Below are 24559 nucleotides of genomic sequence, written 5' to 3'. Positions count from 1 at the left end.
CACCGGCTCCAGGGGCCGGTGTGCCTCACAGCAGGCGGCCGGCCAGTCCGATCACGACCGGTGCGACACCGACCGCGAGGAAGGCGGGCAGGAAGCACAGCCCCACCGGCGCCGTGATCAGCACCTGCGCCCGCCGGGCGCGGGCGGCGGTGGCTCTGGCCCGCTCGGCACGCAGCCCCGCGGCCAGCCGGGACACCGGTGCCGCCGCCGGGGCCCCCGAGGCGGCCGCCCGTTCCAGGCAGCGGGCCAGCGGCCGCGCCCCCGGCAGGCCCCCGAACCGGCCCCACGCCTCGCGCGGGTCACCGCCCAGCGCCAGTTCCGCCGCGACCCGTATGAGCCGCTCGCCCACGGGGCCGCCCATCGACCGGCCGACCGCCTCCGCCGCCTCGCAGGGGCCCGCCCCGGCCGACAGGCAGGCCGCGAGCAACTCCGCGGCGAGCGGCAGCCGGCCGGCCGCCTCGATGTCGGTGGCCGTGGGGCGGGGACGGCGCCGCCACCTCCGCGCGCCGTACGCCCCCACGGCGCCGATCACGCAGCCGGTGATCCCGCCGAACAGCGCCCACCCGGCCGCCGCTGCCGCGGCCGGGCCGGCCCACCGGCGCGTCCCGGCCGCGACGCGCCCCGTCCATCGGGGCCGGGGACGGCGGGGGTACTCGGCTGCGGCCAGCGCCACGAGCCGTCCGCGGGTCCGCCTGGTCCGCCGGGTGCGCGCCACCGTCCACGTCGTCCCCAGGGCGGTCGCGAGTACCGCGATCGCCGTCCACAGGTGGTGGACGACCTCTCCGGCCCCTCCGGTCACGGCTCCTCCCCCGCTCCGACGATCCGCCCGGCCCACCACAGCCCCGCCGCTTCCAGGGCCCCGCCGACCACGAGGCAGGCGAGGCCGGCCGGGGTGTGCAGGAGGACCCTCAGCGGATCGGCGCCGAGGGCGGCGCCCATGGCGAGACCCGCGACGGGCAGCAGGGCGAGGAGGACGACGGTGGCCCACGCACCGGACAGCTCGGTCCGGAGCCGCTCCCGTTGCTCCCGCCGCTCGCGCAGCGCCGCCTCCAGCCGGTCGAGCCCTGCGGCCAGCCCCGCACCGCCGTCCACGGCGACCTGCCAGCAGGCTCCGAGGCCGGCCAGCCCGTCGGCGCCCGCCGCGCCCGCCGCGCCGCGCAGCGCCTCGGGGACATCACCGCCGAACCGTGCGGCGGCGAGCACGGCGGGCTCCTCGGCGCCCAGCGCCCCGGTGCTGTGGGCGGCGAAGCGCAGGGCCTGGGCGGGCTGGCTGCCGGCGCGCAGTTCCGCCGCGACGGCGGCGCACAGTTCGATCACGGTGTCGGCCCGCCGGTCCCGCTCCTTGACGCGGGCCCGTGCGCGCAGTCGTCTGCCGACCAGGGGCACGGCGACCGCGCCCGCCAGCAGCGGCAGCAGGGATCCTCCCAGCAGGGCCGGCACGAGCGCGGCCACGAGGCACAGCCACTCCGGCCGGAAGCGTGACGCCGGCCACCTCGACCGCAGGCCGGTCGGCGCAGGGCCGACGTGGGCCGCGCTGCCCGCGAACAACAGCCTTCCCCGGCGCGGCCCCCGGCCCCGTCCCGGGTGGAGCAAGGCCGTGGCCGCACACAGCGCCGCCGTGGACACCGGCCGGCCCGTCACCACCGCGCACCCCCGACCAGGGTGCGCAGCCGTTCCCAGCCCCGTTCCTGGGTGAAGCCGGCCGGCGCCCACCGCAGTGCGGGCACGGTGGTGACCAGCCCGTCAGGGTTGCGCTCCAGCACGTGGACCTCCGCGACCCGCCGGCGGCCTCCCGGCGCGCGCACGAGGTGCACCACGGCGGACAGGCCGGCGGCCAGCTGGCTGTGCAGGGCGGCCCGGTCGAGCCCCGCGGCCGTTCCCAGGGCCTCGAGGCGCGCGGGTACGTCCGCCGCGGTGTTGGCGTGCACCGTCCCGCAGCCGCCCTCGTGGCCCGTGTTCAGGGCGGCGAGCAGGTCGGCGACCTCCGCGCCCCGCACCTCGCCGACGACGAGGCGGTCCGGTCGCATCCGCAGTGCCTGACGCACCAGGTCCCGCAGGGTCACCCGGCCGGCGCCCTCCTGGTTCGGCGGGCGGGCCTCCAGCCGCACCACGTGTGGATGGTCGGGCCGCAGCTCCGCGGAGTCCTCGGCCAGGATGATCCGCTCGCGCTCCCCGACGAGCCCGAGGAGGGTCGACAGCAGCGTCGTCTTCCCCGTGCCCGTGCCGCCACTGACCAGGTACGACACCCGGTTCTCGACGAGTGCCCGCAGGACGCGGTCGCCGCGCGGCGGGACCGTCCCGGCACGGACGAGTTCGGTGAGCGTGAAGGCGCGTGGCCGTACCACGCGCAGGGACAGGCACGTCGAGCCGACGGCGATCGGCGGCAGCACCGCGTGCATCCGCGTACCGTCCGGCAACCGGGCGTCGACCCAGGGGCGGGCGTCGTCGAGGCGACGGCCCGCCACCGCCGCGAGCCGCTGTGCGAGTCGGCGTACGGCCTCGGCGTCGGGAAACGAGACGCCGGACGGTTCGAGGCCGTCGCCCCGGTCCACCCACACCCGGTCCGGCGCGGACACCAGCACGTCGGTGACCGCGGGATCGGCGAGCAGCGGCTCCAGCGGCCCCGTGCCCACCAGTTCGCAGCGCAGCTCCTCCGCAGTCCCCAGCACCTGGGTGTCGCCCAGCAGCCTTCCCTGGGCCCGCAGCGCCGCCGCCACCCCGGCCGGGGTCGGTTCGGTGCCGCTCTCGGCGAGCCGCTGCCGCACGGCCTCCAGCAGCCCGGCGGTCATGACACGGCCTCCGCGACGAGCACCCGCTCCCAGAGCGCGGAGCAGAACCGCCCCAGCGGGCCGGAGGCACTGCCGCCGGGCGGGGTCCCCCCGTCCAGCGACGCGAGGAGCCCCGGCTCCTCGGGCAGTTCCCCGGCGAGCGGCAGCCCGAGCACCCGGGCGACCCACGTCTCGTCGACCCCGGTGGCGTACGGGCCGCGTACCACCACGCGCAGGTCGTCGAGGACCATGCCCGCCATGGACGCCACCCTCTTGGCCGCGGCGACCGCCCTCAACTCCCCGGGTACGACGAGCAGTCCCATGTCGACCTGGGCGAGTGCCTCGACGGTGGCGTCGTCGATGCGGCGTGGCAGGTCGGCCACCACGACGCCGCCCCTGCGGCGCGCCGCCGCGAGCACGGACCGCATGGCTTCGGGAGGGACCACGGCGGTGTCGCCCCGGTCCCAGCTCAGCACCCGCAGGCCGCGCAGCGACGGCAGCGACTCCTCGAGGGCCGCGCCGGCGACCCGCCCCTTGGAAGCAGCGAAATCCGGCCATCGCAGGCCCTCTTCCCGCTCCGCGCCCAGGAGGACGTCGAGCCCGCCTCCGAGCGGGTCCCCGTCCACGAGCATCGTGCGGTGTCCGCCTCGGGCGGCGCTGACGGCCAAGGCGCACGCCAGGGTCGACGCTCCCGCCCCTCCTCGGCCCCCCAGCACGCCGACGGTCAGCGCCGGTCGTCCGACGCCCTCGACGACGTCGGCGATCCGGTCGACGAGCCAGCTCTCCGCGTCCGGCAGCCGCAGCACGCACTCCGCTCCGATCTCCACGGCCCGCCGCCACACGTTGCCGTCGTCCTGGTCACGGCCCACGAGCAGCACACCCGGTCTGCGCGACACGCCCCGGCAGCGTGCCGCCGCGTCGTCACCGACGATGACCAGCGGCGCCGCCTCCCACTCGGCCTTGCGGTCCGGTGGCGCGTGGTGCACCACCGGCTGGCAGCCCGCGGCGGCGCACAGCCTGAGCAGGTCGTCGAGCAGCTCGACGTCCTCGGTCACGATCAGCGGTTCCACCCGCCGGTCCTCCACGGCCGGCGCCCGCTCGTACGTCCTGGAGTCCGCCATGGTCTCCACCCCCTCTTCCGCTTCCCCACGGCACCTGTCCGGTGCCGTGTCCCCGCTCGGCCCCGTGTGTCGCGCACGTGCGTCGTCCACGCGGCGTCCGCACGCGGCTTTCGGCGCGCGTCGGCACCGAGTCGCGCCGCGCCGGCGTGACGGGAGATCCGTGATTCCACGTCACGGCTTCGCGGCCGGAATCACCGTGCCGGACTTCCGGAAATAAAGTGGATCTTGCTGAAAAACTGTGGACAGCCCACCACTTGTGAATATCTCGATCACCCATACCGGCGACTTCCGCAGAGCAGCACCTCGGCTACTCTGAGTGAGGAAAAGCGGGCACGCCGAAGGTGGCGCCACGGGAGCGCGAGGGAGGCGGAACGAGGATGCCGAGACCGGACCGGCGGGCGAAAACCCCTCGGGACATGCGACGACCCCCGCCGGGGGGGAGAGCGGGGGTCGTCTCTCCGGCCGACTCGGGGGGGGGAGGAGCCGGTCCGGGTTAGCACGGTCGCGAACGATCCGTGACTTCCATGGTGTACCCGAGAGCCTTCTCAAGCAAACCCACACGCCCCGGCGTACGCCGAATGGCGGGCACCTATGCTCTGGCTTGTGGAAAACCACTCCTCGCCTCGCACAGCAGCGTTCTTTGACCTGGACAAGACGGTCATTGCGAAGTCATCGACGCTGACCTTCGGCAAGTCCTTCTACCAAGGCGGCCTGATCAACCGCCGCGACGCGCTGCGCACCGCGTACACGCAGTTCGTCTTCCTCGCGGGTGGCGCCGACCACGACCAGATGGAGCGGATGCGCACGTACCTCTCCAGACTCTGCAAGGGCTGGAACGTCCAGCAGGTCAGGGAGCTGGTCGCCGAGACGCTGCACGAGCTGATCGACCCGATCATCTACGACGAGGCCGCCTCGCTCATCGAGGAGCACCACGCGGCCGGCCGGGACGTGGTGATCGTCTCCACTTCCGGCGCCGAGGTGGTGGAGCCGATCGGCGAGATGCTGGGCGCGGACCGCGTGGTCGCCACCCGCATGGTCGTCGGCGACGACGGCTGCTTCACGGGGGAGGTGGAGTACTACGCGTACGGCCCCACCAAGGCCGAGGCGGTGCGGGAACTGGCCGCGTCGGAGGGGTACGACCTGTCGCGGTGCTACGCGTACAGCGACTCGGCGACGGACCTGCCGATGCTGGAGGCGGTCGGGCACCCGCACGCGGTGAACCCGGACCGCACGCTGCGGCGGGAGGCGGCGGCGCGGGAGTGGCCGGTCCTCGTCTTCAACCGCCCCGTCCGGCTGAAGCAGCGCCTCCCCTCGTTCCGGATGCCGCCGCGACCGACCCTGGTGGCGGTCGCGGCGATCGGCGCGGCGGCCGCCACCGCGGGGCTGGTCTGGTACGCGAGCAGGCGCCGCCAGCCGGCGTCACCGAAGGGCGCATCCACTACCGGACTTGTCCGTATTTGAATGCAAAAGTAAAGATATTCGTGCAGGGCTTTCGCATCACGGGTCCCGGTAGTACAAAGGACTTACGGCCCGCGAGACCAAGGACATCCGAAAGGATCACCTGTTGAGCAAGAAGGCCCCACGGACCGAACAGCACGGAAGCTGAGCACCCACGCGACGTCGACCCGTCGATTACGGGCCAGCCGCACCAGGCGTAGGGCAGAGTTCCCCGCCTGATGGGCACATATCGAGGACGCATGGTAACTCGGCGGAAGTGCCAGCGGCGGTACCGGAATCGGTACCGCCGCAACCCTGCCGGGGCACGGCCCCTCCCCTCGGTCGAAGGCCGGGCCCCCTGCGCGGCGGGCGCGCCCTGTCGCCGGACGGGCTCAGGCGGCGCCGCGCTGGAGCGCCTCGCAGACGGCCGTCGACTCCCGGACACCGAGTTCCACCGCCCGGCCGCAATGGGTGATCCACCGGGCCATGCCCTCCGGCGTCCCGGACAGGTAACCGTCGAAGGCTGCGACGTACGCGGCACGGCCCAGTTCGGCGTGGCCGACCTCGGCGGGGCAGATCGCCTTCGGGTCGAGTCCGCTGCCGATCAGCACCAGGCGCTCGGCGGCCCGCGCCACCAGGCCGCTGTACGAGGTGAAGGGCCGCAGCGCCAGCAGTTCGCCGTGCACCACGGAGGCCGTGACGAGCGCCGGGGCGGAGGTGCCCGCGACGATCAGCTCCGCGAGGCCGTCCAGTCGGGCGGCGACGTCGGCCGCGTCCGGCAGGGGCGCCTCGATCAGCTGCTCGTCGACCGCCTCACCGGGCTGCCGCGGCCGGCCCACGGACGCCGCGGAATCCGCGGCGTCACCGGCCGCCACGAGGTGCAGCCGGGCCAGGACCCGGAGGGGCGACTGCCGCCAGATGGAGAGCAGTTGGCCGACCTCGACGCCGAGCCTCAGCGCCGCCCCGACCGTTCGCGCCTCGACGTCCGCGCGGAAGTCGCTACGCCTGCGGACCTCTTCCAGGGCCCAGTCGGCGCCGGACAGCGCCGCCGAGGCGCGCGCGCCGCGCAGCGCCGCCTCCGAGGAGATCTCGTTGCTGCGGCGCCGCATCACACGGTGCCCGTAGACCCGGTCGACGGCCTTGCGCACGGAGTCCACGGCGTCGGGGACACCCGGCAGCGCGGCGAGGGCGACCAACGGGTCGGCGGCATGCGTACTCATAAGTAGCGAGGCTACGCGCACCGGCGACACCGACCCACCCCCAGTGGTGTTCCTCATAGGGATGGGCAACGCGGTGCCATCGAACCGCTACGGTAGGTGAACATGAAGATCGCTTTTGTTGGGAAGGGCGGCAGCGGCAAGACGACGCTGTCCTCGCTCTTCATCCGCCACCTGGCGAGCACCGAGGCCCCCGTGGTCGCGGTGGACGCCGACATCAACCAGCACCTCGGGACCGCGCTCGGCCTCGGTGAGGACGAGGCGGCGGCGCTCCCCTCGATGGGCGCGCACCTGCCCTTGATCAAGCAGTACCTGCGCGGCAGCAACCCGCGGATCGGCTCCGTCGACACGATGATCAAGACGACGCCGCCCGGCGAGGGCTCGCGGCTGCTGCGCGTCCGCGAGGACAACCCGGTGTACGAGGCGTGCGCCCGTCCGCTGCGGCTGGACGGCGGCGTGATCCGGTTCATGGCGACGGGGCCGTTCACCGAGGCGGACCTGGGGGTGGCCTGCTACCACTCGAAGGTCGGTGCGGTGGAGCTGTTCCTGAACCACCTGGTCGACGGTCCCGACGAGTACGTCGTCGTCGACATGACGGCCGGTTCGGACTCGTTCGCGTCCGGGCTGTTCACCCGGTTCGACATGACGTTCCTGGTGGCCGAGCCGACGCGGAAGGGCGTCTCGGTCTACCGCCAGTACACGGAGTACGCGCGGGACTTCGGGGTCGCCCTGAAGGTCGTCGGCAACAAGGTCCAGAGCCGGGACGACCTGGAGTTCCTGCGGGACCAGGTGGGGGACGACCTGCTGGTGACGGTCGGGCAGTCGGACTGGGTGCGGTCCATGGAGAAGGGGCGGACCGGCCCGTTCGGGGCACTGGAGCCGGAGAACCGGGAGTCCCTGCGCGTACTGCGGGACGCCGTCGACGCGACGTACGAGCGGCGCGACTGGGAGCGGTACACGCGCCAGATGGTGCACTTCCACCTGAGGAACGCGGAGAGCTGGGGCAACGCGAAGACGGGTGCCGACCTGGCCGCGCAGATCGACCCCGCCTTCGTGCTGGGGGAAGCGGTGGCGCGGCTGTCGGTCTAACCGTCCCGGCGCGCGCCGGCCGGTGCCGTCACCGGGCGGCCGCCTGGTCCGCGTTCCCGCCGCCGGGCGACGGTGAGGCGCTCGCCGGCGGAGCGGTGAGGAAGCGGTTCCAGCCCTCGGCCGGCGCCTGCCCCACCTTCAGTGTCCGCAGCCTGGCGAGGACGGCCGGGTCCTGGACGTCGAGCCAGTCCGCGAGCTGACGGAACGACACGCAGCGGACCTCGGGCTTCACACAGACGTGAGCAATCGTTTCCTCAATGGCGCGCATGTACGTGCCGCCGTTCCAGGACTCGAAGTGGTTCCCGATGATCAGGGGCGCGCGGTTGCCCTGGTACGACCGGTTGAACGCCTGGATCAGTCCGTCCCGCATCTGGTTGCCCCAGAACCGGTGCATGGCGGGGTCGCCCTTGGTGGTCCCGGACTGGTTGACCATGAAGTTGTAGTCCATGGACAGCGTCTCGAAGGCCCGGCCGGGAATGGGGACGAGGTGCATGGACAGGTCCCACAGGGCCCCGTCCTTCTTGGGCCAGACCTGGTTGTTGACGCCGCTGGTGTCGTAGCGGAAGCCCAGTTCGCTCGCGGCGCGCACGAAGTTGTCGCGGCCTTCGAGGCAGGGGGTCCGGGCTCCGACGAGCTCCTTGTCGTAGTCGAAGGGGAGCGGCTGCTCCTTCACCAGGCCGGCGTTGGTCTTCCAGTTCTTCACGAAGGACTTGGCCTGGGCGATCTCGCTCTTCCAGTCCTCGACGGACCAGGTGCCGACGCCCCCCTGCGGACCGCAGAAGTGCCCGTTGAAGTGCGTCCCGATCTCGTTGCCCTCCAGCCAGGCCCCGCGGAGTTCGCGCACGGTGTCGCGGATGCCCTCGGTGTCGTTGAACCCGATGTCGGAGCGGCCGGGGGCGTGGCCGGGCGGGCTGTAGAGAGTGGCCTTCTCCTTGGGGAGCAGGTACACGCCGCTGAGGAAGTACGTCATCGTCGCGCCGTACCGCTTGCCGACACGGCGGAAGTGGGAGAACAGCTTCTGGCTGTCCTCACCGGCGCCGTCCCACGAGAAGACGACGAACTGCGGCGGTCGCTGACCCCGGGCCAGGCGGGTGGGCTTCCCGAGGCCCGGCTGGACGCCGGTGTCGGCGGTGGAACCGTCACCGATCAACCGAACGCGGTTCTTGGGCGGAACGGCGCCCTTCTCCGGCCCCCGGGCACCGGATCCCGGGGGCCCGTCGGAGCCTCCGCATCCCGCCAGCCCGCCGATCAGCGCCACCGCGACGGCGCCGACAGTGATCCTCTTCCTGGCAGCCCTCATCGGCCCACCCTTCCGTTTCGCCGGTTCTGTGCGAGCGCCGCCAACGTCGCATCGGAGGCCGGAGGTGGGCGGTATGACGAGCCGTATAGAACGACTAATCACCTCGACGGGTGAATCATTGCTCTGTTTGCCGGGAATGTAATGTCTTTTTCTTTACCCTGCATTACTGTTCATTTACCGAGAGTTGGCAATCGCCTGATGTGGCCTCGCCTGTCGGCGCTTTCGCCGCGGCCTTGTTCCCCCTGTTCGTCTCGGACACCCAGCGACCACCCCAGTCCACGAGGAGACGGAAAACATGAGCTCGCACACCGCTCCGCGCACGAACGGCACCGCCCATCCGGCCGATACCCCGGACCGTCCCCGGGAGCACAGCCCTCCGCCGGCCCGTCGGCGCTTCCGGATCGCGGGCTCCGACCTGTCCGCGTCCGTCTCCGTGTTCCTGATCGCCCTGCCGCTCTCCCTCGGCATCGCGCTCGCCACCGGCGCCCCGCTCCAGGCGGGACTCGTGGCAGCGGCCGTCGGCGGCATCGTCGTCGGCCGGTTCGGCGGCGCGCCGCTCCAGGTCAGTGGTCCCGCGGCCGGGCTGACCGTGGTGACGGCCGAGCTGATCCAGCGGTACGGATGGCGCACCACCTGTGCGATCACCGCCCTGGCCGGGCTCACCCAACTCGCTCTGTCCACGTTGCGCGTGGCGCGCTCGGCGCTCGCCGTCTCACCCGCCATCGTGCACGGGATGCTGGCCGGCATCGGGGGGACGATCGCCCTCGCCCAGCTCCACATCGTCCTCGGCGGTACGCCGCAGAGCTCCGCCGTCGACAACGCCCTGGAGCTGCCGGTCCAGTTGTCGGACCCGCATCCGGCCTCGCTGTCGGTCAGCGCCCTCACGATCGTGGTGCTGCTCGTGTGGCCGCGCCTTCCCGGCCGCGGGGGGAAGGCCCTGCGCGTGGTGCCGGCCGCACTGGCCGCGGTCGCCGCCGCGACGGTCCTGGCGTCGCTCGCGGGACTGGCCGTGCCGCGGGTGGACCTGCCCTCGTGGCACAGCCACGCCCTGCCGGGGTTGCCCGAGGGGCCGGTGCTGGGCCTGATCGCCGGCGTGCTGACCATCACCCTGGTCGCCAGCGTCGAGTCGCTGCTGTCGGCGGTGGCCGTGGACAAACTGGCCGCGGCCCGCAAGCAGCCGGCGGTGCCGGTCCCGCGCGCACGGCTCGACCGGGAGCTCGCCGGGCAGGGCATCGGGAACATCGTGTCGGGCTCGCTCGGCGGACTGCCCGTCACCGGTGTCGCCGTCCGCAGTGTCGCCAACGTCTCGTCGGGAGCGGTCAGCCGGAACTCCACGATGCTGCAGGGCGCGTGGGTGGTCCTGGCGTCCCTGCTGCTCGTCCCCGTACTGGACCTGATCCCGCTGCCGGCGCTGGCCGCGCTGGTGATGGTGGTCGGCATCCAGATGGCGAGCATCACCCACGTGCGGAAGGTCACCCGCCATCGCGAGGCGCTGGTGTACGCGGCGACCGTGACGGGTGTCGTCCTGCTCGGGGTCCTCGAGGGCGTGGCCATCGGGATCGCCGTGGCCACCGGAGTGGCCCTCCACCGGCTGGCCAGGACGCGGATCACCCACGAGCGGCGGGACGGCGTCGAACACGTGCGGGTGCGCGGGCAGCTGACGTTCCTGGCGGTGCCCCGGCTGAGCCGGACGCTGCACCAGATCCCGGCGGACGCGCGGGTGGTCGTCGAGCTGGACGGGTCCTTCATGGACCACGCCGCGTACGAGACGCTGCACGACTGGCAGGCATCGCAAGCGGCGCACGGTGGCCACGTGGAGCTGACGGGCCGCTCCGGTACGCGGATCGCGGATCCGGTCGCCGGGGAGCACACGTGCTGCCGGCCCTGGACGCCCTGGCGCAATCACCACTGCGGAGAACACCCGGCGGAGCGGGACGCGGGGAAGGGGCATCAGCTGGCGAGTGGGCTCAGCTCGTTCCAGCGGAACACCGCGCCGCACGTGCGGGACGAACTGGCCCGGTTGGCCCGCGAGGGGCAGCAGCCCTCCCAGCTCTTCCTGACCTGCGCGGACTCCCGGCTGGTGACCAGCATGATCACGGCGAGCGGTCCGGGGGACCTGTTCACCGTGCGGAACGTCGGGAACCTCGTCCCGCTTCCCGGGGCGGAGGGCGGGGACGACTCGGTGGCCGCCGCGATCGAGTACGCCGTGGACGTGCTGCGGGTGCGGTCGATCACGGTGTGCGGGCACTCCGGTTGCGGCGCGATGCAGGCGCTGCTCGCCGCCGACCCGCCACCGGGCGCACGTCCGCCGCAGACCCCGCTGCGGCGGTGGCTGCGGCACGGGATGCCGAGCCTGGAACGGATGCGCGGCGAGGAGGGGGCGCCTCCACGGCTGTCGGGGCGGTCGCCCGCCGACACGGTGGAGCAGCTGTGCCTGACGAACGTGGTGGAGCAGCTGGAGCACCTGAAGGAACACGAGGCGGTCGCCAGACGGCTCGCGGAGGGGACGCTGGAGCTGCACGGGATGTACTTCCACGTGGGTGAGGCGCAGGCGTACCTGCTGGGGCGGGAGGGAACCGACCAGGTCTTCCACCCGGTGGCGCCGACCGGTGGCGGCCCGGCACGGCGGGAGGAGGTCCGCGCCTGACCGGCCGGGCGTCCCCCGGGAACACCCGGGGCACCCGGGCGTCACCCGGGGTGAACCGGCGGTGGGGTGGGGACGTGATGGTCATGGGTGGCCCCTTCTTCCCGCCTTCCGGCACCGAAGGAGAGGGGGCTGCTTGACCGCACGTGTCGGCCGAAGCGTCCCGCCCTCACCCATCCGCCTGAGAGGTCTAAACCAATGTCCGGGAAACCCTTGTCACCCGGGCATCCGGCTGGTGAGCTATGGGCTGGGACACATCGGACGCCCTGGGAATGGGAGATGTCGTGAGCAACGAGAGCCTGGCCAACCTTCTGAAGGAGGAGCGGCGGTTCGCCCCGCCCGCCGAGCTGGCCGCGCAGGCCAACGTGACGGCGGCCGCGTACGAGCAGGCGGCGGCGGACAGGCTCGGCTTCTGGGCCGAGCAGGCGCGCCGTCTCGACTGGGCCACCGAGCCCACCGAGACGCTCGACTGGTCGAACCCGCCCTTCGCCAAGTGGTTCGCCGACGGCAAGCTCAACGTGGCGTACAACTGCGTGGACCGCCACGTGGAGGCCGGCCTCGGCGACCGGGTCGCCATCCACTTCGAGGGCGAGCCGGGCGACAGCCGAACCATCACGTACGCCCAGCTCAAGGACGAGGTGAGCCGGGCCGCCCACGCGCTGACGGAGCTCGGGGTCCGCAAGGGCGACCGGGTCGCGGTCTACCTGCCGATGATCCCCGAGGCGGCCGTGGCCATGCTCGCGTGCGCGCGGATCGGCGCGGCGCACTCCGTGGTGTTCGGCGGCTTCTCGGCGGACGCCATCGCGGCCCGCATCCAGGACGCCGACGCCAAGGTGGTCATCACCGCCGACGGCGGCTACCGGCGCGGCAAGCCGTCCGCGCTCAAGCCCGCCGTCGACGAGGCGCTGGACCGGGTCGCCGGGGTCGAGCGCGTGCTCGTGGTACGCCGTACCGGGCAGGACGTGGCCTGGTCCGAGGGGCGGGACGTCTGGTGGCACGAGATCGTCGACCGGCAGAGCGCCGAGCACACCCCCGAGGCGTTCGAGGCGGAGCACCCGCTGTTCATCCTCTACACCTCCGGCACCACCGGTAAGCCGAAGGGCATCCTGCACACCTCCGGCGGCTACCTCACGCAGGCGGCGTACACCCACCACGCCGTCTTCGACCTGAAGCCGGAGACCGACGTCTACTGGTGCACCGCCGACATCGGCTGGGTCACCGGCCACTCGTACATCGTGTACGGGCCGCTGGCCAACGGCGCGACGCAGGTCATGTACGAGGGCACGCCGGACACCCCGCACCAGGGCCGGTTCTGGGAGATCGTGCAGAAGTACGGCGTCACGATCCTCTACACGGCGCCGACCGCGATCCGGACGTTCATGAAGTGGGGCGACGACATCCCCGCCAAGTTCGACCTGTCGAGCCTGCGCGTCCTGGGCTCGGTGGGCGAGCCGATCAACCCGGAGGCGTGGGTCTGGTACCGGGAGCACATCGGCGGCGGCCGCTGCCCGATCGTCGACACCTGGTGGCAGACCGAGACCGGCGCGATGATGATCTCTCCGCTGCCGGGCGTGACGGAGACCAAGCCCGGGTCGGCGCAGCGGCCGCTGCCCGGCATCGCGGCGACCGTCGTCGACGACGAGGCGAACGAGGTGCCCGACGGTGGGGGCGGCTACCTGGTCCTCACGGAGCCGTGGCCGTCGATGCTGCGCACCATCTGGGGCGACGACCAGCGGTTCATCGACACGTACTGGTCCCGCTTCGAGGGCAGGTACTTCGCGGGCGACGGGGCCAAGAAGGACGAGGACGGCGACATCTGGCTGCTCGGCCGTGTCGACGACGTGATGCTGGTGTCGGGCCACAACATCTCCACCACGGAGGTCGAGTCCGCGCTCGTGTCGCACCCGAAGGTCGCGGAGGCCGCCGTCGTGGGGGCCGCCGACGAGACGACCGGTCAGGCCATCGTGGCGTTCGTGATCCTGCGCGGCAGCGCGGCGGCGGAGGCCGAGGCGGACACCGACGCGCTCGTCGCGGACCTGCGCAACCACGTCGGCGCCACGCTCGGCCCGATCGCCAAGCCGAAGCGCGTCCTGCCGGTCGCGGAGCTGCCCAAGACCCGTTCCGGCAAGATCATGCGGCGGCTGCTGCGGGATGTCGCCGAGAACCGGCAGCTCGGGGACGTCACGACGCTGACGGACTCGTCCGTCATGGCCCTGATCCAGGCCAAGCTGCCGGCCGCCACCAGCGAGGACTGACGGCGGGCGGGCCGGAAGGACCGGCCCCCGGCCGCGGCCGGGGGCCGGGGCTGCGGGCGACGTCGAGGTCGGGGCCCAGGCCAGGACCGCGGTCAGGATCTCGGCCGGGCCCAGGACCGCAGTCAGACCCAGGACCGTAGCCGTAGCCACGGTCCTGGGTCATCGCCACGGCCGGAACCACGGCCACGGTCACAGGCACGGCGGAGGGCACCCGGTGACACCATGCCGGGTGCCCTTTTTGCGCTTAAAGTGATGATGGTCGGATAAGCCCTCGCGTCCTGCCTGTAGGGTGTGCGTCGCATCAACAAAGCGATGAAAATCCAATGGGGCGCCGGGAAGTCTGGTCGGCATGTGATTCGCCATGTCCGCCGACACCACCGGAGGTCTCCGTACCGTGGCCGCGCCCAAGACGCCTGACACCGACAGCACCAGCCCCGACGGCAGCACCGGCACCGCCTCCGCCCCCACCGAGCGGAGGTTCCTCGGCCGCCTGCCGTTCCCCGAGCGGACCTTCGTGCTGGACGCGCTCCGCACCGAGACCGTCGGCGGCGTCCTGCTGCTCCTCGCCGCCATCGCGGCCCTCGTCTGGGCGAACACCCCGCTGAGCCACGGCTACGAGGCGGTCCGCGAGTTCCACGTGGGGCCCTCCTCGCTCGGACTGAACCTCTCCATCGAGCACTGGGCCGCCGACGGGCTCCTCGCGGTCTTCTTCTTCGTCGCGGGCATCGAACTCAAGCGCGAGATGGTCGCGGGCGAGCTGCGCGACCCCAAGGCCGCCGCACTGCCCGTGATCGCCGCGCTCTGCGGCATGATCGCCCCGGCCCTCGTCTACGTGGTGGTCAACGTCACCGGCGGCGGCTCCCTGGGCGGCTGGGCCGTCCCGACCGCCACCGACATCGCCTTCGCGCTCGCCGTGCTGGCCGTCATCGGCACGTCGCTGCCGTCCGCGCTCCGGGCCTTCCTCCTCACGCTGGCCGTCGTCGACGACCTGTTCGCGATCCTGATCATCGCGGTGTTCTTCACCAGCGACCTGGACTTCGCCGCGCTCGGCGGGGCCTTCGCCGGGCTGGTCCTCTTCTGGTTCCTGCTCCGCAAGGGCGTCCGGGGCTGGTACGTGTACGTGCCGCTCGCCCTGGTCGTCTGGGGCCTGATGTACAACAGCGGCATCCACGCCACCATCGCCGGCGTCGCCATGGGCCTGATGCTGCGCTGCACCCGCCGCGAGGGCGAGGACCACTCCCCCGGCGAGCGCATCGAGCACCAGGTGCGGCCCCTGTCGGCCGGCTTCGCCGTACCGGTGTTCGCCCTGTTCTCGGCGGGCGTGGCGGTGTCCGGCGACGCGATGGGCGACGTCTTCACCCAGCCGGAGACGCTGGGCGTGGTCCTCGGCCTGGTGGTCGGCAAGACCGTCGGCATCTTCGGCGGCACCTGGCTGACCGCCCGCTTCACCCGCGCCAAGCTCAACGAGGACCTGGCCTGGGCGGACCTGTTCGCCGTCGCCGCCCTCGCCGGCATCGGCTTCACCGTCTCCCTGCTCATCGGCGAGCTGGCGTTCGAGGGTGACGCGAGGCTGACCGACGAGGTCAAGGCCGCCGTCCTCACCGGGTCGCTGATCGCCGCCCTGGTCGCCGCGTTCCTGCTGAAGCTCCGCGTCCGCACGTACCAGGCCATGACCGAGCTGGAGGAGCGCGACGAGGACATGAACGACGTCCCCGACGTCTACGAGGCCGACGACCCCGAGCACCACCTCCGCCTCGCCGAGATCTACGAGCGGAAGGCCGCGGAGCACCGCCGCCGGGCCGAACAAGCGGGGGCAGCGCGCAGGAACGGCGACCGTCCGGCATGATCTGAGGTCGGACCGTAGAGGAGAGAGGGAGCGAGACGATGAGCGACCCCGCCGGGAGGACCGGTATCGCCGGGAACGGTGCAGAGCCCAGCCTCGGCCAGCTGGTCGCCTCCGCGACCACGGAGATGTCCGCGCTCGTGCACGACGAGATCGCGCTGGCCAAGGCCCAGTTGCGGCAGGACGTGAAGCGCGGTGCCATCAGCGGCCTGGGGTTCGGGGCGGCCGGAATGGTGCTGCTCTTCTCGCTGCCGATGCTGAGCTTCGCGCTCGCGTACGGCTTCCACGCGTGGACCGGCTGGCACCTGTCGCTGTGCTTCCTGCTGTCCTTCGGCGTGAACGTCGTCCTGGCCGCCCTGCTGGGGCTCGTCGGCGCGGTGTTCGCGAAGAAGGCGAAGCGTGGCAAGGGCCCCCAGAAGACCGCCGCTTCCGTGAAGCGGACGGCCGCGGTGCTGCAGAACGCCAAGCCGCACCCCCGCCCCGGCACCTCGACCGTCCAGGAGAAGGCCGCGGTTGTGGCACGCTCGTCCGTATGACCGTCCCTGAGAGCAGTACCGGCGCCCCCGGCGGCCCCGTCCGGATCGACGGCCCGTGGACGCACCGCGACGTGGCCGCCAACGGGGCGCGGTTCCACATCGCGGAGATGGGCGACGGTCCGCTCGTCCTGCTGCTGCACGGGTTCCCGCAGTTCTGGTGGACGTGGCGGTACCAGCTGCCCGCGCTCGCCGAGGCGGGGTTCCGGGCCGTGGCGATGGACCTGCGCGGCGTGGGCGGCAGCGACCGCACGCCACGCGGCTACGACCCGGCGAACCTGGCGCTCGACATCACGGGCGTCGTACGGTCCCTGGGCGAGCCGGACGCGGCGCTGGTCGGCCACGACCTGGGCGGGTACCTGGCGTGGACGGCCGCGGTGATGCGCCCCAAGCTGGTGCGGCGCCTGGTCGTCTCGTCGATGCCGCACCCCCGGCGGTGGCGCTCGGCGATGCTCTCCGACTTCGCGCAGACCCGCGCCGGTTCGTACGTGTGGGGCTTCCAGCGCCCGTGGCTGCCCGAGCGGCGGCTGGTCGCGGACGACGCGGCGCTCGTGGAACGGCTGATCCGGGACTGGTCCGGCGCCCGCGAGCCGGAGGCCGGGGCACTCGACGCGTACCGGCGGGCGATGGCGATCCCGTCCACGGCGCACTGCTCGATCGAGCCGTACCGGTGGATGGTCCGCTCGCTGGCCCGCCCGGACGGCATCCAGTTCAACCGGCGCATGAAGCGGCCCGTCCGCGTGCCGACGCTCCACCTGCACGGCTCCGCCGACCCGGTGATGCGCACGCGCAGCGCGGCGGGATCCGGCCAGTACGTCGAAGCGCCGTACCGCTGGCGGCTGTTCGACGGGCTTGGCCACTATCCGCACGAGGAGGACCCGCTGGCGTTCTCGGCGGAGCTCGTCAACTGGCTGAAGGACCCCGAGCCGGACCGCTGAGGCGGGGCCGGCGGGTGCGCGGGCGAAGGCGCGCGCCCGGCGGGAACCCCTGTCCTACGATCGGCCAAATGCCCGACGCATAGGCCAATTGGCCGTCCCCCGGGCGGTTACCGACCATGGGCCCCGGGCACACGTCGGGGTATGGGCTGGACGCACGACCATGTTGACGCGACACGCAACCGCCGCTCGGCCGCGGCGCCGCCTCCCGAGAGGAGTGGCGGCCCGCGCGACCCGCAGCTGGACGCCCGCCTCGGGATCCCGCACATCCTGCGCCGTCGGGCCCGCTGGGTCTCCGCACGCCTGCGGCACCAGCGCGACTGACCGCGCCGCACGCGGCCGTACCGGGTCCGCGTCCCACACGGCCGTCCGCCTCCCGGACGGGCGCCCTCACCGCCTGCCGGCGACCCCGTCACGCACCGGACGGCCCCGCCCTGCACCGGCGGGGCCCCACCCCGTACCGGCGGGCTCCCGTCACGTACCGGCGACCGCCGTACCGGGTGGCCCCGTCAGGTACCGGGCGACCTCGTCACGCACCGGCGGGCCCCCGCCGCGCACCGGCACCCACGCCGCGCACCGCCGACCCCGTCGCGGGGCCCGGACCGGTGGGTGGTGCCGGGCCCCGGCGGGTCGTCACAGGGCGCAGCTCTGGCTGTCGACCTGCTGGTTGGCGCTCAGGCCGAGCGTGATGTCCTCGCGGATCTCGTCGACCGTCAGCGCGTACCCCGTGCTCGCGTCGTCCAGGGACCGCGCGAAGATCACGCCGTACACCTTGCCGTCCGCGGTGAGGAGCGGGCCGCCGGAGTTGCCCTGGCGGACCGTCGCGTAGAGCGAGTAGACGTCGCGGCGGACCTCGCCGCGGTGGTAGATGTCCGGGCCGTCGGCGTTGATGCGGCCCCGGACGCGCGCCGAGCGGACGTCGTACGCGCCGTTCTCCGGGAAGCCGGCGACGATGGCGCTGTCACCGCTGCGCGCGTCGGTCTCGGTGAACTCCAGTGGCCTGGCCCTCAGGTCCGGCACGTCGAGCACGGCGATGTCGCGCTCCCAGTCGTACAGGACGACCGTCGCGTCGTACAGCTTGCCCTGGCCGCCTATCTGGACGGTCGGCTCGTCGACGCCGCCCACCACGTGCGCGTTCGTCATGACGCGGCGCTCGCCGAAGACGAAGCCGGTGCCCTCCAGGACCTTGCCGCACCCTCCGGCCGTGCCGACGACCTTCACGATGGACTGCTGGGCGCGCGCGGCGACCGGGCTGTCGACGAGCGCCGGGTCGGGCGGCCTGACCTCCGTGATGGGCTCGTTCGCGAAGGGGCTGAAGACCTGCGGGAAGCCGTTCTGCGCGAGGACCGACGAGAAGTCGGCGAACAGCGTGGACGCCTGGGTGGGCATCACCTGCGACACCCCGAGGAGCACCTTGGAGTTGCGGACCTCCTTGCCGAGCGTCGGCAGGGCCGTCCCGGCGAGGGCCGTGCCGATGAGCCAGGCGACCAGGAGCATCGCCACCACGTTGACCAGCGCGCCGCCCGTCGCGTCCAGGGCGCGGGCGGGTGACCAGGTGATGTGGCGGCGGAGCCGGTTGCCCAGATGGGTGGTCAGGGTCTGCCCCACGGACGCGAAGACCAGCACGACGGCGATGGCCACGATGGCCGCCGTCGTGGAGACCTCGGCGTCCCCCGCGAGCGGCCCCCACACGAGCGGCAGCAGGTAGACGGCGACGAGTCCGCCGCCGAGGAAACCGATCACCGACAGGATGCCGACCACGAACCCCTGTCGGTATCCGACGATCGCGAACCACACGGCGGCGACCAGCAGCAGGATGTCCAGCACGTTCACCGTCATTAGCCTCGCAGATTCGTCTCCGGTGGCCCCTACGGCCGCGGAGCCCAGCAGTCAGCCTGTCATGCACGCCAGTCGAGCGGGACCTGCCTCCCCCGGTCCCACGGCTCCTCCCACCCCGCGAAGTGCAGGATCCGGTCGATCAGCCCCGCGGTGAACCCCCACACGAGGGCGGACTCGACCAGGAACGCCGGGCCCCGGTAGCCGCTGGGGTGGAGTGCCGTGGAGCGGTTGGCGGGGTCCGTGAGGTCCGCCACGGGCACCGTGAAGACCCGGGCGGTCTCCGCCGGGTCCATGGCGCCGACCGGGCTCGGTTCCCTCCACCACCCGAGCACGGGGGTGACGACGAAGCCGCTCACCGGGATGTAGAGGCGCGGCAGGACGGCGAAGACCTGGACGCCGGACGGGTCGAGGCCGGTCTCCTCCTGGGCCTCGCGCAGGGCCGCGCGCAGCGGGCCGAGCGTGGCCGGGTCGCCGTCCTCGGGGTCGAGGGAGCCGCCGGGGAAGGACGGCTGCCCGGCGTGCGAGCGAAGCGTCCCCGCGCGCTCCATCAGCAGCAGCTCGGGGCCGCGCTCGCCCTCGCCGAAGAGGATCAGCACGGCGGCCTGGCGGCCCCCCTCCGGCGGCGGCAGGAACCGGCTGAGCTGCTCGGGCGCGATCGTGTGCGCCGCCTTGGCCACGGGCTCCAGCCACGCGGGCAGCCCCTCGGCGCTGACGTCCACGGACGGCAGCCCGCCGGCCTCCCCGGCGTCTTCTCTCGCGCGCGTCACAGGCACCCCCAGCTCACACAACGCCTTCCGGCCACTCGATCGTTCCGCCCCGCTCAGACCATCTCCCCGTCCGCGTCCCCGTCGCCCGTGGCCAGGGGGGCGGCCGGACGGCCCGGGTAGTCCGGCGGCGGGGCCAGCCGCTGACCCGGATACCCGCCCATCTCGTACTTCAGCAGCTTCCTCGCCTTCTCCGGATCCGTCTCGCCCTCCCCGTACGCGGGGCACAGCGGCGCGATCGGGCAGGCGCCGCACGCGGGCCTGCGGGCGTGGCAGATGCGGCGGCCGTGGAAGATCACCCGGTGCGAGAGCATCGTCCACTCGGACTTCGGGAAGAGGTCGCAGACCACCGCCTCGACCTTCTCCGGGTCCTCCTCCGCGGTCCACTTCCACCGGCGGACCAGCCGTCCGAAGTGCGTGTCGACGGTGATGCCGGGGACCCCGAAGGCATTGCCCAGCACGACGTTCGCCGTCTTGCGGCCGACTCCGGGGAGCGTGACCAGGTCCTCCAGGCGGCCGGGGACCTCGCTGCCGAACCGGTCGCGCAGGGCCGTGGAGAGGCCGATCAGGGACCTGGCCTTGGCCCGGAAGAAGCCGGTCGGCCGGATGATCCCCTCCAGCTCCTCCGGCACGGCCGCCGCCATGTCCTCCGGGGTGGGGTACTTCGCGAAGAGCGCCGGCGTCGTCTGGTTCACCCGCAGGTCCGTCGTCTGGGCGGACAGGACGGTCGCCACGAGCAGCTCGAACGAGTTGCGGAAGTCCAGCTCCGGATGGGCGTACGGGTACACCTCGGCCAGCTCGCGGTTGATCCGCCGCGCCCGGCGGACCAGGGCGAGGCGGGATTCCGGCGCGCTCGCCTTTTTTGTCGCCTTCGGCCGCTTCTGGGCGTTTTTCCTGACTGCCTCCGCACCTTGTTCGCCCACGGCGGAATTCTGCTCCCCGGACACTCTCCCGGCCCCCTCGGCGTGCGCTCTCACCGGCGAATTGGACACCCGGCCAGCCTAAGCGCCCCCGCCGACATCCGCCCTGGGCACCGGCGATGTGGACCCAATCGGGCCCCTGCCGCACGGACACGCGTACCAGTACGTCAAACTTGCTGTGATTGATCGCACGGCAATTAACCTGCGGGGGCCGGACCCCCCGGAGGACCGCGTCGCGCAACGTCCCCCGGAAGAGCACGGCGCGGTCCGGCATCATGGGGACCAACGTCCCTGAGCAGGTCGACATAGGAGAGAACTCGTGGACGACGTTCTGCGGCGCGCCCCGCTCTTCGCGGCGCTCGATGACGAGCAGGCCGCGGAGCTCCGCGCCTCGATGAGTGAGGTGACGCTCGCCCGCGGCGACGCGCTCTTCCACGAAGGCGACCCGGGTGACCGGCTCTACGTGGTCACCGAGGGCAAGGTCAAGCTCCACCGCACGTCCCCGGACGGCCGCGAGAACATGCTCGCCGTCCTCGGCCCGGGCGAGCTGATCGGTGAGCTGTCCCTGTTCGACCCGGGCCCGCGTACCGCCACGGCGACCGCGCTGACCGAGGTGAAGCTGCTCGGCCTGGGCCACGGCGACCTCCAGCCCTGGCTGAACGCCCGCCCCGAGGTGGCCTCGGCGCTGCTGCGCGCCGTCGCCCGCCGCCTGCGCAAGACCAACGACCAGATGTCCGACCTGGTCTTCTCCGACGTGCCGGGCCGTGTCGCCCGGGCGCTCCTGGACCTGTCGCGCCGCTTCGGCGTGCAGTCGGAGGAGGGCATCCACGTGGTGCACGACCTCACCCAGGAGGAGCTGGCCCAGCTCGTCGGCGCGTCGCGCGAGACCGTCAACAAGGCGCTGGCCGACTTCGCGGGCCGCGGCTGGCTGCGCCTGGAGGCGCGCGCCGTGATCCTGCTGGACGTGGAGCGCCTGGCGAAGCGCTCGCGCTAGCCGCCCGCCCGTACGTACGCGAAGGGCCGCCCCGCAGTCGCTGCGGGGCGGCCCTCACGCACGTACGGCCCAGGGAGGCGTCAGTCCTTCTTGCCGTCCACGATCACCGGCGTGCCGCTGCCGCCGCCGCACGGCACCGCGTACACCGGGTTCTTCGCCGCGGCCTCCTTGTACGCCTCGATGCACTGGTTGAGCAGCACCTTGTCGCTCAGCGAGTTGTTGAGGATCTTGTTGGCGCGGGCGATGCCCTCCGCCTCGATCCGGCGGCGCTCGGACTCCGCCGTGGCCGTGCGGGCGGCCTCCTGGGCGCGCTCGGTGGCCTGCTGCTGCTGGATCTTGCGGTCGATCTGCTCCTGGAGCCGGTCGGACGGCTTCACGTTCCGCAGGTTCACGGTCGTCACGTCGATGCCGCGCGGGGCGAGGCGCTCCTTGATCAGCTTGCCGATCTCGGCGTTGATCTTCTCGCGGGCGGAGGTGTAGCCCTCCTCGCTCGTGTGGCGCGCGAAGACGTTGCGGACGATCTCCCGGCTGTCCGGGAAGACCAGCCGCTGCTGGATGGCCGACTCGTTGCCGGCGAGCCGGTACAGCTCGACCGCCTTGGCCGGCGTGACCGCCCACTTCACGGTCAGCTCGGCGTACATCACGCCGCCCTGCGAGGAGCGGACCTCCACCACGTCCTTGTCGGAGAGGTTCAGGTCGACGGGGCGGGTGGAGAAGGTGGTGACGGTGGTGAACGGCGAGATGACGTTCACGCCCGGGTTCATCGGCGTGCCGACCTTGCCGAAGGCCACCGGGACGCCGACCTCGTAGGCGCTGACGATGTGGACGCAGCTGGCGATCCCCGCGCAGAGGGCCGCGAGCAGCGCGCCGACCGCGCCGAGGCGGAAGCCGCCGCGGCCCTCGCCGCGCCCGACGAAGTAGAGCACCACCGCGGCTATGAGCAGCAGGATGGACAGGACGAACACGAAGACCCCCCGTGGAGCGGCAGCCGGTGTGGCGGCGGATGTAAAGGGAGCGTAAAGCATGCTCCGCCGCCGGGAAGTCCGCCCGCCGTCGCGAACGCGTACCGACTTCGCCACACCCCGGTGTCAGATCAGCCCGTGCCCGGAGAGGTACTCCAGCTGCGCCCGCACCGACAGCTCGGCGGCCGGCCACAGGGACCGGTCGACGTCCGCGTACACGTGCGCCACGACCTCCGCGGGGGTCGTGTAGCCGTCCTCCACGGCGGTCTCCACCTGGGCGAGCCGGTGCGCGCGGTGCGCCAGGTAGAACTCCACGGCGCCCTGCGCGTCCTCCAGGACCGGCCCGTGGCCCGGCAGGACCGTGCGCACCCCGTCGTCGACCGTCAGGGAGCGCAGCCGGCGCAGCGAGTCCAGGTAGTCCCCGAGCCGCCCGTCGGGGTGCGCCACCATCGTGGTGCCCCGGCCCAGGATCGTGTCGCCGGTCAGCACGGCCCGGTCGGCCGGCAGGTGGAAGCTGAGCGAGTCCGCGGTGTGGCCGGGCGTCGGCACGACCCGCAGCTCCAGGCCGCCGACCGTGACGACCTGCCCCGCCGACAGTCCCTCGTCGCCGAGCCGCAGCGCCGGGTCCAGGGCCCGTACGGGCGTCCCGGTCAGTTCGGCGAACCGGGCGGCGCCCTCCGCGTGGTCGGGGTGGCCGTGCGTGAGCAGCGTCAGGGCGACGCGCTTGCCGAGGCGCTCGGCCGTGTCCCGCACGCGCGCGAGGTGGCCCTCGTCGAGCGGGCCCGGGTCGACCACGACGGCGAGCGGGGAGTCCGGTTCGGAGAGGACCCAGGTGTTGGTGCCGTCCAGGGTCATGGCGGACGGGTTGGGCGCCAGGACGTTCACGGCCCGCTCGGTGGCGGGGCCGGAGACCACGGCGCCGCGGGGCTGGCCGGGGAGGGCGGCCGCGTCGGTCATGCGGCACCTCCGGCGGGCACGTGCTTGGTGAACTCGTCGTGGCCGGGCCAGCTGAGCACCACCTCGCCGCCGTCCAGCCGGGCCTGCGCGAGGACGGGCGTGAGGTCCTGGTCGCGGGCGGCGTCGAGGGCGGCGAGCGGCGAGTCGTACGCGGTGAGGGTGCGCAGCGTGGCGATGGTGGGCGGCATCATCAGCAGCTCGCCCCGGTCGTAGCCGGCGACGGCGTCCGCGGGGCGGATCCACACCGTCCGGTCCGCCTCGGTGGAGGCGTTGCGGGCGCGCTGGCCGGTGGGGAGCGCGGCGACGAAGAACCAGGTGTCGTAGCGGCGCGGCTCGAACTCCGGCGTGATCCAGCGGGCCCAGGCGCCCAGCAGGTCGGAGCGGAGCACCAGGTCGCGGGCGTCGAGGAACTCCGCGAAGGACAGCTCGCGCGCGACGAGGGCGGCGCGGGCGGCCTCCCAGTCGTCACCGGTCTCCCCCGGGCTCCCGGCCCCGCCCGACCAGGGGGCGCCCCCCTCGCCGACGACCGAGTCGGGGGTGGGGCCGGCGAGGAGGACGCCCGCCTCCTCGTACGTCTCGCGGACCGCCGCGCACACGATGGCCTGCGCCTCGGCCGGGGTGGCGACGCCCAGGCGCTCGGCCCACTCGGCGGGGCTCGGCCCGGCCCAGCGCACCGGGTGCTCGTCGCGCGGGTCGACGCCACCGCCGGGATAGGCGTACGCGCCGCCCGCGAAGGCCATGGAGGTGCGGCGGCGCAGCATGTGCACCTCGGTGGTGGCGCCGGCCCCGCGCAGCAGCAGCACGGTGGCGGCACGCCGGGGCTCCACGGCCGTCAGCTCACCGGCCGCGAGGGCGCGGATCCGGTCGGGCCATTCCGGGGGGTACCACTGACCATTGGACATGGCCGGAGCCTATGCCGATCGGACCAGATGTTCGAGAGCCCGCGGGGGCGAGGGGGCCGGCACCGATCACGCCGCGCCC

Annotated in this window: 21 protein-coding genes; 9 read left to right on the top strand and 12 right to left on the bottom strand. The window is 73.1% G+C overall.

Translation table 11 applies throughout. The annotated features are described in order from the left end of the window. Nucleotides 1–25: 25 nt before the first annotated feature. The 4 genes from IE106_RS26420 to ssd are packed head-to-tail and all read right to left on the bottom strand — an operon-like array spanning nucleotide 26 to nucleotide 3889. Nucleotides 26–799, bottom strand: a complete 774-nt coding sequence (locus tag IE106_RS26420) for a type II secretion system F family protein (protein WP_229840807.1) — start codon at nucleotides 797–799, stop codon at nucleotides 26–28. Then, complete coding sequence (locus IE106_RS26415; RefSeq protein WP_373295984.1) at nucleotides 796–1644, bottom strand: type II secretion system F family protein; 849 nt, start codon at nucleotides 1642–1644, stop codon at nucleotides 796–798. The genes IE106_RS26420 and IE106_RS26415 overlap by 4 nt, the downstream gene beginning before the upstream one ends. Continuing rightward, nucleotides 1638–2789 (bottom strand): TadA family conjugal transfer-associated ATPase, encoded by a 1152-nt coding sequence (locus IE106_RS26410; RefSeq protein ID WP_189537740.1) that lies wholly within the window; start codon nucleotides 2787–2789, stop codon nucleotides 1638–1640. Before IE106_RS26410 ends, IE106_RS26415 begins: the two co-directional genes overlap by 7 nt. After that, nucleotides 2786–3889: a septum site-determining protein Ssd gene (gene ssd, locus IE106_RS26405; protein WP_189537739.1), complete on the bottom strand. Its 1104-nt coding sequence runs from the start codon at nucleotides 3887–3889 to the stop codon at nucleotides 2786–2788. Before ssd ends, IE106_RS26410 begins: the two co-directional genes overlap by 4 nt. A 591-nt stretch (nucleotides 3890–4480) precedes the next feature. On the opposite strand from ssd, the gene IE106_RS26400 reads away from it, so the two are divergent. Then, the gene (locus tag IE106_RS26400) at nucleotides 4481–5350 is read left to right on the top strand and encodes an HAD family hydrolase (RefSeq protein WP_189537738.1); all 870 of its coding nucleotides are present in this window, start codon (nucleotides 4481–4483) and stop codon (nucleotides 5348–5350) included. A gap of 368 nt (nucleotides 5351–5718) precedes the next feature. On the opposite strand, the gene IE106_RS26395 is transcribed toward IE106_RS26400, so the two are convergent. Continuing rightward, nucleotides 5719–6546: a Fic family protein gene (locus tag IE106_RS26395; protein ID WP_189537737.1), complete on the bottom strand. Its 828-nt coding sequence runs from the start codon at nucleotides 6544–6546 to the stop codon at nucleotides 5719–5721. A 102-nt stretch (nucleotides 6547–6648) separates the two neighbouring features. On the opposite strand from IE106_RS26395, the gene IE106_RS26390 reads away from it, so the two are divergent. Further along, nucleotides 6649–7632, top strand: a complete 984-nt coding sequence (locus IE106_RS26390) for an ATP-binding protein (protein ID WP_189537736.1) — start codon at nucleotides 6649–6651, stop codon at nucleotides 7630–7632. A gap of 28 nt (nucleotides 7633–7660) precedes the next feature. Here IE106_RS26390 and IE106_RS26385 read toward each other — a convergent pair whose 3' ends face one another. Beyond that, nucleotides 7661–8932, bottom strand: coding sequence for a polysaccharide deacetylase family protein (locus tag IE106_RS26385; protein WP_189537735.1), 1272 nt, complete (start codon nucleotides 8930–8932; stop codon nucleotides 7661–7663). 295 nt (nucleotides 8933–9227) lie between these two features. On the opposite strand from IE106_RS26385, the gene IE106_RS26380 reads away from it, so the two are divergent. The 6 genes from IE106_RS26380 to IE106_RS30525 all read left to right on the top strand — a co-directional run bounded on the left by IE106_RS26380 (nucleotide 9228) and on the right by IE106_RS30525 (nucleotide 17466). Next, nucleotides 9228–11579 carry a SulP family inorganic anion transporter gene (locus tag IE106_RS26380; RefSeq protein ID WP_189537734.1) on the top strand — a complete coding sequence of 784 codons (2352 nt, stop codon included), beginning with the start codon at nucleotides 9228–9230 and terminating at the stop codon, nucleotides 11577–11579. A 239-nt stretch (nucleotides 11580–11818) separates the two neighbouring features. After that, nucleotides 11819–13831, top strand: coding sequence for an acetate--CoA ligase (acs, locus tag IE106_RS26375; RefSeq protein ID WP_189537733.1), 2013 nt, complete (start codon nucleotides 11819–11821; stop codon nucleotides 13829–13831). Nucleotides 13832–14225: 394 nt separating this feature from the next. Beyond that, the gene (gene nhaA / locus IE106_RS26370; protein WP_373295983.1) at nucleotides 14226–15677 is read left to right on the top strand and encodes a Na+/H+ antiporter NhaA; all 1452 of its coding nucleotides are present in this window, start codon (nucleotides 14226–14228) and stop codon (nucleotides 15675–15677) included. A gap of 38 nt (nucleotides 15678–15715) precedes the next feature. Then, nucleotides 15716–16210, top strand: coding sequence for a phage holin family protein (locus IE106_RS26365; RefSeq protein WP_189537731.1), 495 nt, complete (start codon nucleotides 15716–15718; stop codon nucleotides 16208–16210). Continuing rightward, nucleotides 16207–17145, top strand: a complete 939-nt coding sequence (locus IE106_RS26360) for an alpha/beta fold hydrolase (RefSeq protein ID WP_189537730.1) — start codon at nucleotides 16207–16209, stop codon at nucleotides 17143–17145. The genes IE106_RS26365 and IE106_RS26360 overlap by 4 nt, the downstream gene beginning before the upstream one ends. A gap of 141 nt (nucleotides 17146–17286) precedes the next feature. After that, nucleotides 17287–17466: a hypothetical protein gene (locus tag IE106_RS30525; RefSeq protein ID WP_229840804.1), complete on the top strand. Its 180-nt coding sequence runs from the start codon at nucleotides 17287–17289 to the stop codon at nucleotides 17464–17466. Between the two features lie 309 nt (nucleotides 17467–17775). On the opposite strand, the gene IE106_RS26355 is transcribed toward IE106_RS30525, so the two are convergent. The 3 genes from IE106_RS26355 to nth all read right to left on the bottom strand — a co-directional run bounded on the left by IE106_RS26355 (nucleotide 17776) and on the right by nth (nucleotide 20668). Then, nucleotides 17776–18975 (bottom strand): MarP family serine protease, encoded by a 1200-nt coding sequence (locus tag IE106_RS26355; protein ID WP_189537729.1) that lies wholly within the window; start codon nucleotides 18973–18975, stop codon nucleotides 17776–17778. 65 nt (nucleotides 18976–19040) lie between these two features. Continuing rightward, the gene (locus IE106_RS26350) at nucleotides 19041–19754 is read right to left on the bottom strand and encodes an NUDIX hydrolase (protein ID WP_373295982.1); all 714 of its coding nucleotides are present in this window, start codon (nucleotides 19752–19754) and stop codon (nucleotides 19041–19043) included. A gap of 47 nt (nucleotides 19755–19801) precedes the next feature. Beyond that, nucleotides 19802–20668 (bottom strand): endonuclease III, encoded by an 867-nt coding sequence (nth, locus tag IE106_RS26345; RefSeq protein WP_229840798.1) that lies wholly within the window; start codon nucleotides 20666–20668, stop codon nucleotides 19802–19804. A gap of 316 nt (nucleotides 20669–20984) precedes the next feature. Between nth and IE106_RS26340 the strand changes: the two genes are divergently transcribed. Continuing rightward, on the top strand, nucleotides 20985–21659 hold the full coding sequence (locus IE106_RS26340) for a Crp/Fnr family transcriptional regulator (protein ID WP_010473292.1): 675 nt from the start codon (nucleotides 20985–20987) through the stop codon (nucleotides 21657–21659). 80 nt (nucleotides 21660–21739) lie between these two features. Here IE106_RS26340 and IE106_RS26335 read toward each other — a convergent pair whose 3' ends face one another. The 3 genes from IE106_RS26335 to IE106_RS26325 form a co-directional block, all read right to left on the bottom strand. After that, nucleotides 21740–22624: a prohibitin family protein gene (locus IE106_RS26335; protein WP_189537727.1), complete on the bottom strand. Its 885-nt coding sequence runs from the start codon at nucleotides 22622–22624 to the stop codon at nucleotides 21740–21742. Between the two features lie 123 nt (nucleotides 22625–22747). Then, nucleotides 22748–23578 carry an MBL fold metallo-hydrolase gene (locus IE106_RS26330; RefSeq protein ID WP_189537726.1) on the bottom strand — a complete coding sequence of 277 codons (831 nt, stop codon included), beginning with the start codon at nucleotides 23576–23578 and terminating at the stop codon, nucleotides 22748–22750. Next, on the bottom strand, nucleotides 23575–24480 hold the full coding sequence (locus IE106_RS26325) for an NUDIX hydrolase (RefSeq protein ID WP_189537725.1): 906 nt from the start codon (nucleotides 24478–24480) through the stop codon (nucleotides 23575–23577). The genes IE106_RS26330 and IE106_RS26325 overlap by 4 nt, the downstream gene beginning before the upstream one ends. Nucleotides 24481–24559: the final 79 nt, after the last annotated feature.

The organism is Streptomyces roseolilacinus (assembly GCF_014649335.1).
GTDB lineage: Bacteria > Actinomycetota > Actinomycetes > Streptomycetales > Streptomycetaceae > Streptomyces > Streptomyces roseolilacinus.
The sequence above is the reverse complement of the archived record's forward strand: the minus strand, read 5'-3'. Positions and strand labels throughout refer to the sequence as shown.